This window comes from Dongia sp., assembly GCF_041909655.1.
Taxonomy (GTDB): Bacteria; Pseudomonadota; Alphaproteobacteria; order Dongiales; family Dongiaceae; genus Dongia.
Genome location: NZ_JAYRDA010000001.1, coordinates 141,125 through 155,833, shown reverse-complemented (window position 1 = coordinate 155,833; position 14,709 = coordinate 141,125). Strand labels below are relative to the sequence as shown.

General features: G+C 65.2%; 13 protein-coding genes. 5 read left to right on the top strand and 8 right to left on the bottom strand.

Going from position 1 to position 14,709, the window contains the following annotated elements; genetic code table 11:
* Nucleotides 1-29: 29 nt before the first annotated feature.
* The 7 genes from ACE3PR_RS00720 to ACE3PR_RS00690 all read right to left on the bottom strand — a co-directional run bounded on the left by ACE3PR_RS00720 (nucleotide 30) and on the right by ACE3PR_RS00690 (nucleotide 6,318).
* On the bottom strand, nucleotides 30-1,124 hold the full coding sequence (locus ACE3PR_RS00720; RefSeq protein WP_374367011.1) for a BMP family ABC transporter substrate-binding protein: 1,095 nt from the start codon (nucleotides 1,122-1,124) through the stop codon (nucleotides 30-32).
* A 50-nt stretch (nucleotides 1,125-1,174) separates the two neighbouring features.
* Entirely contained in the window at nucleotides 1,175-2,101 is a 927-nt protein-coding gene (locus tag ACE3PR_RS00715; RefSeq protein ID WP_374367009.1) for an ABC transporter permease, read from the bottom strand.
* Nucleotides 2,101-3,171 (bottom strand): ABC transporter permease, encoded by a 1,071-nt coding sequence (locus ACE3PR_RS00710; protein ID WP_374367007.1) that lies wholly within the window; start codon nucleotides 3,169-3,171, stop codon nucleotides 2,101-2,103. The genes ACE3PR_RS00715 and ACE3PR_RS00710 overlap by 1 nt, the downstream gene beginning before the upstream one ends.
* Entirely contained in the window at nucleotides 3,161-4,750 is a 1,590-nt protein-coding gene (locus ACE3PR_RS00705) for an ABC transporter ATP-binding protein (protein WP_374367005.1), read from the bottom strand. Before ACE3PR_RS00705 ends, ACE3PR_RS00710 begins: the two co-directional genes overlap by 11 nt.
* Nucleotides 4,751-4,852: 102 nt before the next feature.
* Nucleotides 4,853-5,125, bottom strand: a complete 273-nt coding sequence (locus ACE3PR_RS00700) for a hypothetical protein (RefSeq protein ID WP_374367003.1) — start codon at nucleotides 5,123-5,125, stop codon at nucleotides 4,853-4,855.
* Nucleotides 5,126-5,137: 12 nt separating this feature from the next.
* Nucleotides 5,138-5,785 (bottom strand): CoA pyrophosphatase, encoded by a 648-nt coding sequence (locus ACE3PR_RS00695; RefSeq protein WP_374367001.1) that lies wholly within the window; start codon nucleotides 5,783-5,785, stop codon nucleotides 5,138-5,140.
* Nucleotides 5,785-6,318, bottom strand: a complete 534-nt coding sequence (locus ACE3PR_RS00690) for a DUF1285 domain-containing protein (RefSeq protein WP_374366999.1) — start codon at nucleotides 6,316-6,318, stop codon at nucleotides 5,785-5,787. The genes ACE3PR_RS00695 and ACE3PR_RS00690 overlap by 1 nt, the downstream gene beginning before the upstream one ends.
* 96 nt (nucleotides 6,319-6,414) lie before the next feature.
* Here ACE3PR_RS00690 and ACE3PR_RS00685 point away from each other — a divergent pair, with 96 nt between their 5' ends.
* The 5 genes from ACE3PR_RS00685 (at nucleotide 6,415) to ACE3PR_RS00665 (ending at nucleotide 13,953) form a co-directional block, all read left to right on the top strand.
* On the top strand, nucleotides 6,415-7,452 hold the full coding sequence (locus ACE3PR_RS00685) for an AAA family ATPase (protein ID WP_374368062.1): 1,038 nt from the start codon (nucleotides 6,415-6,417) through the stop codon (nucleotides 7,450-7,452).
* Between the two features lie 10 nt (nucleotides 7,453-7,462).
* Nucleotides 7,463-8,398 (top strand): DUF58 domain-containing protein, encoded by a 936-nt coding sequence (locus tag ACE3PR_RS00680; protein ID WP_374366996.1) that lies wholly within the window; start codon nucleotides 7,463-7,465, stop codon nucleotides 8,396-8,398.
* Nucleotides 8,319-11,207, top strand: a complete 2,889-nt coding sequence (locus tag ACE3PR_RS00675; RefSeq protein WP_374366994.1) for a DUF4159 domain-containing protein — start codon at nucleotides 8,319-8,321, stop codon at nucleotides 11,205-11,207. Before ACE3PR_RS00680 ends, ACE3PR_RS00675 begins: the two co-directional genes overlap by 80 nt.
* 133 nt (nucleotides 11,208-11,340) lie before the next feature.
* Complete coding sequence (locus ACE3PR_RS00670; protein WP_374366991.1) at nucleotides 11,341-13,425, top strand: hypothetical protein; 2,085 nt, start codon at nucleotides 11,341-11,343, stop codon at nucleotides 13,423-13,425.
* Between the two features lie 9 nt (nucleotides 13,426-13,434).
* Nucleotides 13,435-13,953, top strand: a complete 519-nt coding sequence (locus ACE3PR_RS00665) for a GrpB family protein (protein WP_374366989.1) — start codon at nucleotides 13,435-13,437, stop codon at nucleotides 13,951-13,953.
* 146 nt (nucleotides 13,954-14,099) lie between these two features.
* Here the strand turns inward: ACE3PR_RS00665 and ACE3PR_RS00660 are convergent, their stop codons facing one another.
* Nucleotides 14,100-14,708, bottom strand: a complete 609-nt coding sequence (locus tag ACE3PR_RS00660; protein WP_374366987.1) for a dimethylsulfonioproprionate lyase family protein — start codon at nucleotides 14,706-14,708, stop codon at nucleotides 14,100-14,102.
* Nucleotide 14,709 lies beyond the last annotated feature (1 nt).

The following is a 14,709-nucleotide window of genomic DNA, read 5'->3' as shown; positions in this document are numbered from 1 at the left end:
GGCCGGGCTGTGTCCTTCGCGACCCAATCCTACTTCGGCAAATCGCCTTCGACGCCCTCGGCCAGCCAATCCATGCCGGCGATGGCGCCGTCATCGAGCGTGGTGCCGGCTGTCACCTTGGGACTACCGTCCTGGGCGTTGATCGGCCCCTGGAAGATGACGAGCTTGCCGTCGCGGATATCCGCCTCGGTTGCCATCGCCATCTGTTTCACATCGTCGGGCATGTTGGCATAGGGCGCCATGTGCAGCATGCCGCTCTTCAACCCACCCCAGACATCCTGGCTTTCCCAACTGCCGTCCATCGCCGCCTTGATCCGGTCGGTGTAATAGCCGTCCCAGAAATCGACCGCCGAGGTGAGCTGGGCTTCGGGCGCGAATTTGATCATGTCGGAGGCCTGGCCGAAGCCCTTCAAGCCGCGCTCTTGCGCCACCTGGAGCGGAGCGGGTGAATCGGTGTGCTGGGCGATGATGTCGGCGCCCTGATCCAGGAGCGCCTTCGCCGCATCGGCTTCCTTGCCCGGATCATACCAGGAATTGATGAAGACCTGCTTGATGCGTGCCTGCGGGTTGATCGAGCGCATGCCCAGGATGAAGGCATTCATCCCCATGATCACCTCGGGGATCGGGATCGAACCGATATAGCCGACGATTCCCGCCTTCGACATCTTGCCGGCGATGACGCCCTGGATATAGCGGGCCTCGTAGAAGCGGATGTTGTAGGTGGAGACGTTGTCGGCGCGCTTGTAGCCGGTGGCGTGCTCGAACTTCACCTCCGGATAATCGCGCGCGACTTTGAGCGTCGGATCCATGAAGCCGAAGGAGGTGGTGAAGATGATGCCGTGGCCGGTGTCGGCCAACTCGCGAATGACGCGTTCGGCATCGGCGCCTTCCGGCACCTTCTCGACATAGGTCGAGGTGATGCCCAGCGCCTTGTCGGCGGCAAGGCGGCCCTGGTCGTGCTGGTAGGACCAGCCGTGATCGCCGATGGGGCCGACATAGACATAGCCGGCTTTGAAATCGGCGGCCCGCGCGTTGCGTCCGAAAGCCGGCAGAGCGCCGGCGGCAAGACCGGCGCCCAGCGCCTTGGTGAAATGACGACGCCCGATTCGATTGTTCTTGAGCATGGCTTCAAGCCTCCTTCTGCTTTTTTGGTATTGGCGGTGATTGTGGCGTTTCAGCCGGCCGCATGGAAGGACCTTCCCAGACAAGCCGGCGCATTCAGGCGGATCTTGGTGCGGTCGGTCGAGATGACGCAGAGCACCAGGATGGTGGTGAGATAGGGCAGCATCGAGACGAATTGCGGCGGGATGCCGTAACCCTCGATCTGCACATGGAACTGCAGGATGGTGATGCCGCCGAAAAGATAGGCACCGAGCAGCAGGCGCCAGGGTCGCCAGGTGGCAAAGACCACCAGAGCGAGGGCGATCCAGCCGCGACCGGCGCTCATATCCTCGGCCCACATCGGCGTATAGGAGAGCGAGAGATAGGCCCCGGCAAGTCCACTCATGGCACCGCCGAACAGGGTCGCGAGATAGCGGATGCGGATGACCGGATAGCCGATCGCGTGGGCGGCGTCATGGGAATCGCCCACCGCGCGCAGAACCAGGCCGGCATGGGTGTGAAAGAGGAACCAGATCGTGCCGATGAGGATGGCAAAGGACAGATAGACCAATCCGTCCTGGCCAAAGAGGATCGGTCCGAGGAACGGGAGATCGGTGAGGCCCGGTAGATCGAGGCTGGGCAGTTTCGGCACCGGATGGCCGACGAAACCGGCGCCCATCATGGCGGCAAGGCCGATGCCGAAAATGGTGAGCGCAAGTCCCGTCGCCACCTGGTTGGCAAGAAGTGTCAGTGTCAGGAACGAGAAGATGAGCGCCATCGCAGCACCAGCCAGGGCCGCCGCGACCACGCCCAGGAGCGCGCTGCCGGTCGAGAAGGTGATGGCGAAACCGGCCACCGCCCCCACCAGCATCATCCCCTCGACACCGAGATTGAGGACGCCGGATTTCTCGGTCACCAATTCGCCGGTCGCGGCCAGCAGCAAGGGTGTGGCGGCCGAGATGACCGAGAGCAGGATGGAAATGGCGACGGCGCTGTCCATCACGCCACCTTCCGCGCCTTGATCCGCAGGCGATAGCGAATGAAGAGATCGCAAGCGAGCAGATAGAACAGCAGGATGCCCTGGTTGATCTTCACCACCGCCGCCGGCAATCCCAGCGCGATCTGCGCCTTCTCGCCGCCGAGATAGGAGAGGGCGAGAACCAGACCACCGAAGAAAATGCCGATTGGATGCAGGCGCCCGAGAAACGCGACGATGATCGCGGTGAAGCCATAGCCGGTGGGGAGCGCCGGGTTCAATTGGCCGATCGGTCCCGCCACCTCGAACATGCCGGCCAGTCCGGCAAGACCGCCGCTCACCAGCAGCGAGATCCAGGTGAGTGCCCGGGTCGAAAAGCCGGCATAGACCGCCGCGCGCGGTGCCTGGCCCAGCACTTTCAACTGGAAGCCCAGCAGCGATTTCGAAAACACGAACCAGCCCAGGGCCACGACGGCCAGGGCCATGAACACGCCGACATGAATGCGCGTTCCCGAAATGAGGCGCGGGGAATTGGCGCTCTCAGCGAACATGCGCGATTGCGGGAAGCCATAGCCTTCCGGATCCTTCCAGGGACCCACCACGAGATAGAGCAGGATCAGCGACGCGACATAGGTCAACATCAGGCTGGTCAGGATTTCATTGGCGTTGAAGCGGATCTTGAGGAAGGCCGGGATCGCACCCCAGAGCGCCCCGCCCAGGATGCCCGCCGGAATCATGGCGAGCCAGACCGGCCAGGTTTCGACCTCGTAGAAATAGAGAGCGACACCGCTGGCGAAAATGGCGCCCATCACATACTGGCCTTCGGCGCCGATATTCCAGACATTGGCGCGGAAGCCCAAAGCGAGGCCGATCGCGATCATGATGAGCGGCGCACCCTTGACGAACAATTCGGCAAAGCCCCGCTTCGTCATCCAGGGATCGATCCACATCACCCGGAGCGCTTCCAGCGGGTCCTTGCCGAGGAAGGCGAAGATGATCGCCGCCGTCACGAGAGTCAGCGTGAGAGCCAGCACCGGCGAGAGATAGGTCCAGGCCTTGGAGCGCTCGCCGCGGGAGACGATTTCAAGACGCATGCTGCAACTCCGGCATGGGCGTCTCGCCATGAATCCCACCCATCAGCAGCCCGATCTCTTCGACACTGACCTCGCTCACAGGCTTGGCTGCCGAAAGACGCCCCAGCGCCATCACGGCGATGCGGTCGGAGAGCATCATCAATTCATCAAGATCCTGCGAGATGATGACGATGGCGGCACCCTTGTCGGCGAGATCCATCAGCGCCTGATGAATGGCGGCGGCGGCACCGACATCGACACCCCAGGTGGGTTGCGCCACCACCAGGATGCCGGGCTGCTGCAGGATTTCGCGGCCGATGATGAATTTCTGGAGATTGCCGCCGGAAAGCGAGCGCGCCTCGGCCTTGGGGCCGCTGGTGCGGACGTCGAAATCCTTCACCACATCGGTCGCGAAGAGAAAGGTGCGCAGCCGGTCGATGATGCCGCGCTTGGCCAGTTGGCGGCGGCGATAGGCGGAAAGCAGCGCGTTCTCGCTCAGCGTCATGTCCCGGACGGCGCCGTGATCGTTGCGTTCCTCGGGCACGAAGCAGGCGCCGCGGCTGCGTCTTCCATCGGGACCGATGCGCCCCACCGCAACATCGTCGATGCGGATCGCCTCCGCGTCGCGTGCCAGGATCTCGCCGGACAAGGCCGCCATCAACTCGCTCTGGCCGTTGCCGGCGATGCCGCCGATGCCCAGGATCTCGCCGGCTTGCACGGTGAAATTGATGTCGTGAAGATCGATGCCAAATTGCTGATCGCTTTTGGCCGAAAGATGGCGCACGGCAAAGCGGATCTTCGCATGGGGATCGGGTTTGCGCGCATGGCTGGGGGCGGCAAGCTCGGTGCCGATCATCATCTCGGCCAGTTCCCGGGCGCTGGTCGCGCGCGGGTCGCAGGTGGCGACGACGCGGCCCTGGCGCAGGATGGTGGCGCGTTCACAAAGCGCGCGGATCTCGTCGAGCTTGTGGCTGATATAGAGAATGGCGCAGCCTTCGCGTGCCAGGCGGCGCAGGGTCTCGAACAGACGCTCCACTTCCTGCGGTGTCAGCACGGAAGTGGGCTCGTCCATGATGAGGAGTTTCGGCTTCTGCAGCAGGCAGCGCACGATCTCGATCCGCTGCCGCTCGCCCACCGAAAGATCGTGGACCACGCGGTCGGGATCGAGCGGCAGGCCATAGGCCACCGAGATCGCAACGATGCGCGATTTGAGATCGCGGCGCTGTTCGGGATCGTTGAGGCCGAGGGCGATGTTTTCGGTGACGGTCAGCGCCTCGAAGAGCGAGAAATGCTGGAACACCATGCCGATGCCGAGATCGCGGGCGCCGGCGGGAGAGGCGATGGCAACCGGCCGGCCCTCGATCCGGATCGCGCCGGCATCGGGCTGCAGCACGCCGTAGATGATCTTGACTAGCGTCGATTTGCCGGCGCCGTTCTCGCCGAGGAGCGCATGGATTTCGCCGGCTCGAATGTCGAGATCGACCGAATCATTGGCAAGGCAGCCGGGGAATTGCTTGGTGATGCCGGCTAGGCTCAGCAAGGGTGGTCGCGATTCAGCGCCGGCTGAACCACCCGATTCCGCTCCCATTGCCTCGGCCATCCCACCCCTCCGCTCGCCTGCGGATTTCCGTTCCGGGCGATTTTATAGGGGATTGTCTGACCAATTGCACGATTCGTGGAAGGGTTATTGGTCGCGGAAGGGTTATTGGACGCCCTCTTCCGCCGGCTCGAAATGGCCCGGCACCACGACACCGTCGATCACCTGGGGCGGCACGTAGCGCCCGGTGGTGGGCTCGGCATCGGCATACCAGGTGACGATGAGCGCCGCAGCGGCGAGGGCCAAGCCGGCAACGACCAGCCAGGTCCAGGGAATTTCGCGGAACGGCAGGCCCTGGCGCTGGCGGATCTTGAGATAGAACCAATAAACGGCGCTGGGCAGGAACAAGGGGATGAAGAGGGTGAGGAAGGCGCGCATATGGCTCCCGTTTCAGCTTTCGGCGGCAGCAGCCGGGGCCGTCAGGGCCAGAACTTCCGCAAGATTGTTGAGCATGCCCGCCGTGGCACCCCAGATGTAATAGTGCTGGTAGGGATAGACATAGAAGAATCGCGTCCGGCCCTGCCAGATGCGGCTTTCGGTGCGGCGGCTCTGTGGGTCGAGGAAGTAGGCCAACGGCACCTCGAAGATCTCCGCCACCTCGAAGGCCTCGGGTTTCAAGTCGAAACCGGGCGAAACCAGGCCGACCAGGGGCGTCACCTCGAAGCCCGTCCGCGTGACATAAGTGTCCAATTGGCCCACCAGATCGATGAAGTCGCGGGTGAGTCCGGTTTCTTCCTCGGTTTCGCGCAAGGCGGCGGCGATTGCATCGGCATCGGCGGCATCGATACGGCCGCCGGGAAAGCTGATCTGGCCGGCATGATCGTGAAGATGATCGGTGCGCTTGGTGAGCAGCACCGTCATGCCCTGCGGCCGGTCGACCAGCGGCACCAGCACCGCTGCCGCTTTCAGCGGCTTGTCCGCCATCTCGGCGCGCATCTCGGGATTGAGATCGTCATCACCACGCGGGTTTTCCCGGGGTGCTGCGCGACGGCCGGGCACATGATCCTTGAGGCGCGATACCACCCATTCACGCGACATCAGGCCACCCCAGCATCCGATGCCTCATTGCGCGGCACCTCGCCTAGCGGGAAATACCGGCCGCCACTCCAGATGCCGAGTTCGGCACCCGCCGCCGTCTCGCTGGTCTCGGCGAGGTCGACCAGATCGTAGAAGACCGGCCGGGCGATGAGCGCATCCAGTTCACCGCGCACGCGGATATAGGGACTCGGGGCGCCGCTTTCGTCTTGGCGCAGCGAGATCGGATGGGCCTCGTCCGCCGTCACCCAGTCATCGACATTGGTGCGGAAGCTGAGCTTCTGGTCACGGCCATGGCCTGTCACATTCATTTCCACAGCGACGAAAGGGGCATCGTCGACCGTGATGCGGCCCCGTTCCACCGGCGTCACCAGCCAATAGGAGCCGTCATTTTCTCGCCGCAATACCGTGGAGAATAGCCGCACCAAAGGCTTACGGCCGATGGGGGAGCCGCGATAGAACCAGGTTCCGTCGCGCGCGATCCGGAAGTCAAAGTCGCCACAGGATGGCAAAGTGTTTAAATCGTTGTTGGACATCGCCCCTGACCTGGCGTTACGCTTCCTAACGCTACGCTTCTGAAATCTAAAGATAAGTCATATTCGCACGAGTGCAAGGAGGCCGTCTTGGCAAGCATGGAAACCGCGCCTTCCACCACGCCCACCCATCCGCCGGCCGGCGGCCTGCCACCTGCTTCCGGCGATCTGGGGGCCGAGATCGACATCCTGGCCGGCCGCCTCGCCAAGGTTAAAGAAAATATCGGCAAGGTCATTTTCGGCCAGGAACAGACCATCGAGCAATCCCTGGTGACCATTCTGGCCGGCGGCCATGTGCTGCTGATCGGTGTCCCGGGCCTCGCCAAGACGCGATTGGTGGAATGCCTCGGCCATGTGCTGGGCCTCGATGCACGGCGCGTGCAATGTACGCCTGACCTGATGCCGGCCGACATCATCGGTTCGGAAGTGCTGGAGGAAAGCGAAGGCGGCAAGCGCGCCTTCCGCTTCATCAAGGGTCCCGTCTTCTGCCAGTTGCTGATGGCCGACGAAATCAACCGCGCCAGCCCGCGCACGCAATCGGCGCTGCTGCAGGCGATGCAGGAACACAAGGTTTCGGTCGCTGGGCACACGCATGCGCTGCCGCTCCCCTTTCATGTGCTGGCGACCCAGAACCCGCTGGAACAAGAAGGCACCTATCCGCTTCCCGAAGCACAGCTCGATCGTTTCCTGCTGCAGATCGATGTCGATTACCCGAGCCTCGAGGCCGAGCGGCAGATGCTGATCGTCACCACCGGATCGAGCGACGCGACGGCGGACACCATCCTCAACGCTCAGGACTTGATGGCCGCCCAGCGCCTGGTGCGGCGCATTCCGATCGGCGACAAGGTGGTGGAAGCGATCCTGCGCCTGGTGCGCGCCGGCCGGCCCGAGACGACCGAACTCGAGGAGGTGAGGAAGAGCCTCGCCTGGGGCCCGGGTCCCCGCGCCGGCCAGGCCTTGATGCTGGCCAGCCGCGCCCGCGCCTTGATGCAGGGCCGCTTCAGCCCCTCGATCGAGGATGTGGCGGCGCTGGCACATCCGGTGCTGCGGCACCGCGTGGCGCTCAATTACGGCGCGCGTGCCGAGGGCGTCACGCTGAGTTCGATCATCGACCGCCTCATCGGACAATTGGGCTGAGCCCCGGCGCGTGGCCCTTTCCGTCCTCAGCAATCTCGCGCACGAGCCGGCACCACTCAGCGCCGACGGCATCAAGGCCGGTGCCGCCGATGTCGCGCAACGCCTGCCGGCCTTGCTGTTGGCCGCCGAGCGCATCGCCGCCACGGTCGAGCAGGGTGTGCATGGCCGCCGCCGTACGGGACCCGGCGAGGTCTTCTGGCAATACCGCACCTATTCGCCTGGCGACGAGCTGAAGCGCCTGGATTGGCGCGCCTCGGCGAAAAGCGACCGGCTCTATCTGCGGCAATTGGAATGGTCGGCCTCGCAGAGCGTCTATCTGTGGTGCGATCTCTCGCCCTCGATGCAATATGGCAGCCGCCGCGATGTGCCGACGAAAATCGAGCGTGCGGAAATTCTGACCCTCGCTCTGGCCGCCGTCCTCTCACGCGCCGGTGAGCGCGTCGGCCTGCTCGGCCATCCGGAACCGCCCAGCGCCGGCCGCAACATCGCCGAGCGTCTGGCCGAACGCCTGTTCCGCAGCGCCCGTCAATCGGCGGATGTTCCGAGCCTGCCGCCGCCGGTGGAATTGCCCTCCCATGCCCATGCCTTGCTGATCAGCGATTTCCTCTCGCCGCTTTCCGATCTGCAGGATGTGATCGGCCGCCTCGCCCATCGCGGCGTGCATGGTCACCTGCTGCAGGTGCTGGACCCGGCCGAAATGGCGATGCCGTTCAAGGGGCGCGTGCGCTTTCTGGGTCTCGAGCAGGAGGGCGATCTGCTGATGAGCCGCGCCGAACATATCCGCGAGCAATATCTGGAACGCCTCGAAGCGCATCAGCAGGGCCTCCGGGATCTGGCGCGCCATGCCGGCTGGAGCATGACCGTGCATGTCACCGACCAGAGTGCTGCGGGTGCGCTCCTCGGCCTCTATCACTGGCTGGCGGCGGATCGAAGGCTGCGGCGATGAAACGGAACCCCGGATGGCGTTAGGCAATCTCAGCTTCCTGGTACCCTGGATCCTGGCGACGCTCCTGGTGCTGCCGGTGCTGTGGTGGCTGCTGCGCCTGACGCCGCCCAGTCCGAAGCGCATTCAATTCCCCGCGATCCGCCTGCTGTTCGGTCTGCGCCCGCGCGAGGAGACGCCGCACCGGACGCCCTGGTGGCTGATCCTGCTGCGCGTTGCGATCGCCTGTTTCATCATCCTGGCACTCTCGCATCCGGTCTGGAATGCCGGGCAGAAATTCGCCCGCCCGGGGCATGTGCTGGTGGTGATCGACAATGGCTGGGCCGCGGCACCGCATTGGGACACGATGGTGAATGCCGCCGGCGATCTCATCGACCGCGCCGACCGCGAGGGCCGCACGATCTTCCTGGTGCCGACGGCACCCGCTCTCGCCCAGAACGGGCTGGATGTTCCGGACGGTCTCGCCCCAGCGCAAGCCAAGGCGATGCTGGACAATCTCGCGCCCCAGCCCTGGGTGACCCGCCGCGATCTCGCCGCCGCCCTGCTCACCAATTGGGCGCGCGACAATGCAGCCGCCGCCGATCTCAACATCACCTGGCTCAGCGACGGGGTGGCGGCGCCGGAAAACCAGGATAGCGGCCTCGCCGACGCCCTCGCGGCCCTGGGCGATCTCAGCGTGGTGGCGCCGCGCGACCTGCCGATGGTCCTGCGCCCGGCCAAGGTCGAGGCGACCTCGCTCACCGCCAAGGTCGAACGCCCCATGATCGGTGCCGCGCAGGAGATCGCCTTGCGCGTTCTCGACCAGGAAGGCCGCGTCATCAGCACGGCGCAGGCGCGCTTCGCCGCCGCGGAGAGCACGACCGATGCCAAGGTGACCCTGCCGCTGGAACTCCGCGGCCGGGTCGGCGCGCTGGCCTTGCAGCCATCGGAGAACGGCAACTGGAGTCACGCCGCCGCCATCGCCTTGCTGGATGAAGCCGCCGGCAGCCGCCCGATCGGCGTCATCACCGACAATCCGACAGCGGCCCGCCAGCCGCTTCTGGGCGAGCTCTATTATGTCGAACGCGCGTTGCAGCCCTTCAATCAATTGCGCGTGGGCAGTATCGGCCAGCTGATCGAGCAGCCGCTCTCGGTGATGATCCTCCCCGATGCGACGGCGCTGAGCGATGGCGACAGCGCGACCCTCGCGAAATGGGTCGAGCGCGGCGGCATGCTGATCCGCTTTGCCGGCGAGCGCCTCGCCACCAATGGCGATGATGGCCTGCTGCCGGTGCGCCTGCGCCAGGGCGACCGCGTGCTGGGCGGTGCCCTGTCCTGGAGCGAACCCACGAGCCTCGCCCCCTTCCCCGCCGCTTCGCCTTTCGCCGGCCTGGAGATTCCGCCCGATGTGCGCGTGGCGCGCCAGGTGCTGGCGGAACCCGACATCGATCTCGGCTCGCGCACCTGGGCGCGGCTGGGCGACGGCACGCCCTTGGTGACCGGCGCCAAAGTGGGTGACGGTTACAAGGTCTTGTTCCATGTCAGCGCCAATGCGGAATGGTCGGATTTGGCGCTCTCCGGCCTCTTCGTCGAGATGCTGGACCGGCTGCTGCAATTGGCGGCCGGCATTCCCCAGACCGGCGAAGACAATACGACGCCGCTGCCGCCCAGCCAGATCCTGGACGGCTTCGGCCGCCTGAACGCCGCGCCGTCGAGCCTTACCCCTTTGCCCGCCGCGGCCTTGCGCGACCAGGCGACGGGGCCGTTCCATCCGCCGGGATTCTACGGACCGGCGAAGGGCCGCCGCGCGCTCAATCTCGGCGCGCATCTGCCGGCCGTGCAACCGCTCGCCATCGCCTCGACGCCGCTGGCGCAATCGACCGCCTTCGACTGGAAGCCGCTTCTGCTCCTCCTCGCCGCGGCTTTGCTGGCGGCGGACGGCATCATCGCTCTCATGCTGCGCGGCCTCCTCGGCCGACGACCGCCGCAAGCCGGCATGGCGCTCGGCACCCATCAAGGGGCGATATTGGTGTTGCTGGTGATGGGTGCTGCCTTCGTCGCCGTGCCACATCAGGCGCGCGCACAGAGCACCGACATCGTCCAGCCGATGAGCGACGAGGAGATCATCGCCGCTGCCGAGACCACGCATCTCGCTTATGTCCGCACCGGGATTCCCAATGTCGACGCCACCAGCCGCGCCGGACTCACCGGCCTCACCACCATTCTCCTGGAACGGACCTCGGCCGATGTGGGCGATCCGGTCGGGGTGGATCTCAATGTCGACAATCTCGATTTCTACCCGGTGATTTATTGGCCGATCACCGGCACCGGCCAGGGTTTGAGCGACTACGCGGTGGCCAGTATCAACCGCTATATCGCCGGCGGCGGCCTCATTCTGTTCGACACGGCGGATCAGAACGTGGTCGGCCTTGCCGGCGGCATGGGTCCGGGGGCGATGCGCCTCCAGGAAATCGCCGGCGGGCTCGACATCCCGCCTTTGGTGCCGGTCGGTGGCGATCATGTGCTGACGCGCGCCTTCTATCTCCTCAAGGATTTTCCCGGCCGCTGGGTCGGCGGTACGCTCTGGGTCGAGACGCCGCAGAACCGGGTCAATGACGGCGTCGCCTCGGTGGTGGTGGGCAGCAACGATTTCGCCGCCGCCTGGGCCATCGACGGTTACGGCCAGCCGCTCTTCCCGGTGACACCAGGCGGCGAGCGCCAGCGCGAAATGGCCTATCGCTTCGGCGTCAACCTCGTCATGTACGCATTGACCGGGAATTACAAATCCGACCAGGTGCATGTGCCGGCCATTCTCGAGAGGCTCGGCCAATGATGCTGGCACTGGCATACGTGCTCTCATCCCTCCCCCTTCAGGGGGAGGGTCAGGGTGGGGGCATGCAAGCGATGATCGTGCGAACCCACGCCCCCCTCCCAACCTCCCCCCTGAAGGGGGGAGGAGGTATGCAATGATGAGCGCTTTCGGTCTCGACGGCCTTTCCATCGCCCTCAATCCGTTGCTGCCGCCGCTGGTTCTGGCGCTGCTGGCCCTGCCTTTCGCGGCCCTCTTCGCCTTCTCGGTGTGGCGGCGCGCGCGCGGCAAGACTTTGCGCCTCATCGCGGCCCTCGCCATTCTCGCCTCCCTCCTCGATCCCAGCATCGTGCGCGAACGGCGCGACTATCAGCGCGACATAGCCGTGGTGCTGCTGGACCGTTCGCCATCGCAATCGATCGGCAGCCGCGCCGCCGATACCGCTGCGGCGCGGGCGGAACTGGAACAGAAGCTGGGCGATCTCGGCGATATCGACCTCAAGGTGATCGAGGGCGGCGGCGGCCCCGACACGGCCGAGCACGGAACGCAATTGATCGAAGCCCTGCGCAAGGGCATTGCCGATCTGCCGGTGGCACGCATCGCCGGCATCGTGATCGTCTCGGATGGACAGATCCATGACGTGCCGGCGGATATCGCCGAACTCGGTCTTGAGGCGCCGGTGCATCTGCTGCTCAGCGACGACCCGGCCAAGGGCGACCGGCGCATCGAATTGGTGGAAGCCCCCAGCTTCGGCCTGGTGGGAAAACCGGTCGAGGTGAAATTGCGCGTCGACGATCTCGGCCAGAACCAGGGTGCCAGCACCCTCATTCGCATCCATCGCGACGGCGTGGCGCTCGACCCGGTTCCCGTTGTCACCGGGCGCGAGGTGACCCTGCCACTGGGACTGGAGCATGGCGGCCACACGGTCTTCGAGATCGAGGTCGAGGACGGGCCGCAGGAACTGACCCGCGCCAACAACCGCGCGGTGCTCTCGATCAACGGTGTGCGTGACCGGCTGCGCGTGCTGCTGATTTCCGGCGAGCCCTATCCCGGCGAGCGTACCTGGCGGAATCTGCTGAAATCGGATCCCTCGGTCGACCTCATCCATTTCACCATCCTGCGGCCGCCCAACAAACAGGATGCGACGCCGATCAACGAATTGGCGCTGATCGCCTTTCCGATCGACGAATTGTTCGATATCAAGCTCCGCGAATTCGACCTCATCATCTTCGACCGGTTCCAGCATCTGGGGATTCTGCCGGACGAATATTTCCAGCACATCGTCGATTACGTGAGCGAGGGCGGCGCCGTGCTTGAATCGGCAGGGCCGAGTTCGGGCGGGCAGTTCAGCCTCTACCGCACGCCCCTGGCCGCGATCTTCGCGGCGATGCCGACCGGCGAGATCGTCGAGCAGGGCTATCGCCCCAGCATCACGGAACTCGGCAAGCGCCATCCGGTGACCGCCGATCTTCTGGCCGATCCCGACAAGGAACCCAGCTGGGGCCGCTGGTTCCGCCAGATGGCGGCCACGACGCGCAGCGGCGATGTGGTGATGAACGGGGCCAATGGCCTGCCGCTCCTGGTGCTGGAACGGGTCGGCAAGGGACGTGTCGCACAGATCTTCTCGGATCATCTCTGGCTCTGGTCGAAAGGTTTCGAAGGCGGCGGGCCGCAGGCAGAGCTCATCCGCCGCGCCGCCCATTGGCTGATGCAGGAACCGGATCTCGAGGAAGAGGATCTGCGCGCAACCGCGATCGACGGCAGGCTCGAGATCGAACGCCGCAGCCTCGACGGTCGCGACCGGATGGTCACCGTGACGCGGCCCGATGGCAGCACGGAAACGCTGACCGTCACCGATACGGGACGTGGCCGCGCCACCGGCAGCCTGCCCGCGACCGAGCAGGGTCTCTACAAGGTCAGCGACGGCAGCCGCGACGCTTTCGCAGCTTTGGGCGAGATCAATTCCAGGGAATTCGAAGATCCGCGCGCCAGTGCGGCGCCGATGCAGCCCTTGCTGACCGCGAGCGGCGGCGGCTTTGCGATCTTCCCAGGGAATGGTGCCCCCGATCTCCGCCGCGTCGCCAAGGATGACGACCGCGCCGGTAATCGCTGGTTCGGCTTCGTCCGCAACGAGGATTTCGTGGTGACCGGGATCGACCAGGCACCGCTCCTGCCACCCTGGGTCGCCCTCCTCATCGCCACCGGCTTCCTGCTCGCCGCCTGGCGCCGCGAGGGGCGGTGATCCTGACGCATGGATGAGATCGCGCTCGTCGCCTACGACCCGCGCTGGCCGGAGATGTTCGCGGAAGAAGCGGCGCGGCTGCGGGCAACCCTCGACCCAACGCTCATCCTCGACATTCAGCATTTCGGCAGCACGGCCATTCCGGGCCTCCGCGCCAAGCCGATCATCGACATCCTCATAGCAGTGCCGTCCCTCGCCATCGCCCGCGCGCGTTTCGTGGCGCCCCTGGATAGGCTGGACTATGCCTTCTGGGCAGAAAACCCGAAGAGCGACCGGCTGTTTTTCGTCAAGGGCCTGCCGCCTTATGGCGCCGGCCGCACCCATCATGTGCATGTGGCGGAGCCGGATGCCGAGCCGTGGCAGCGACTGCCCTTCCGCGATTACCTGCGCGCCCATCCCGAGGCTGCACGGCGTTATGAGGCATTGAAGCTGGATCTCGCCGCGCGATACCGCAATGACCGCGAAGCCTATACGGTGGCCAAGGATGATTTCGTGCGGGAAATTCTGGCGAAAATCGCGAGAGCCTGATCGCCGCCCCTATGATGTCGACCGTTTCCATGCGTCATGGTCCGCGCAGGCGGACCATCCACGAGTTCATTGGCGCTTGAAGAAAGCAAGTCGTGGATCCTCCGCCTTCGCGGAGGATGACGGTGCTAAAATGACCACTAGAGGGTTCACACTATCTCCGCCGCCTGCGTGATCGAGCCGCGCCAGAGATAGATCGCGGCCAGCGGTGCATCGCCGCTCTCGGTGGCGTGGCCGCAATGGGGCGGGTGGTGGATCACATCGCCCGCCACGCGGTCCTGCCAGCCCATACCATCCTTGAACCAGCGTCCCGGCCCCAGCGGCAGATAGACTTCATCAGCCGGGTGATGGTGCAGCGGATAGAGCGTGCCCGGGCCCAGCACCAGAATGCCGAGGCGGAAGTCGGCACTGTGAAAGCCAGCATTCGGCCCCAGCCATTCGCGGTAGCCGTAATTGGCGAGGAAATCGGGATGCGGCGGTGCCTCGCGGTAATTCGGGTTCTGCAGCCACCCATGGCCCAGTTGCTGGAGACCGAGGGTCACCTTGGCAACGAGGCGGCCCAACGGATCAGCGCTGATCGCCACCGGCCAGTGCCGCGCGACACCCAGGGAAGCCCCTTCTTCCGCCGCGGCCACAGGAGCGACGCCGCTGCAAGCACGGAGTTCTTCGCTGAAGACGGCAAGTTCAGAATGCGGGGCGAGGCGGGCCGCAATCGCTGCCAGCAAGGCGGGCCAATGGGTCGCGAGATCGTCGCTCACG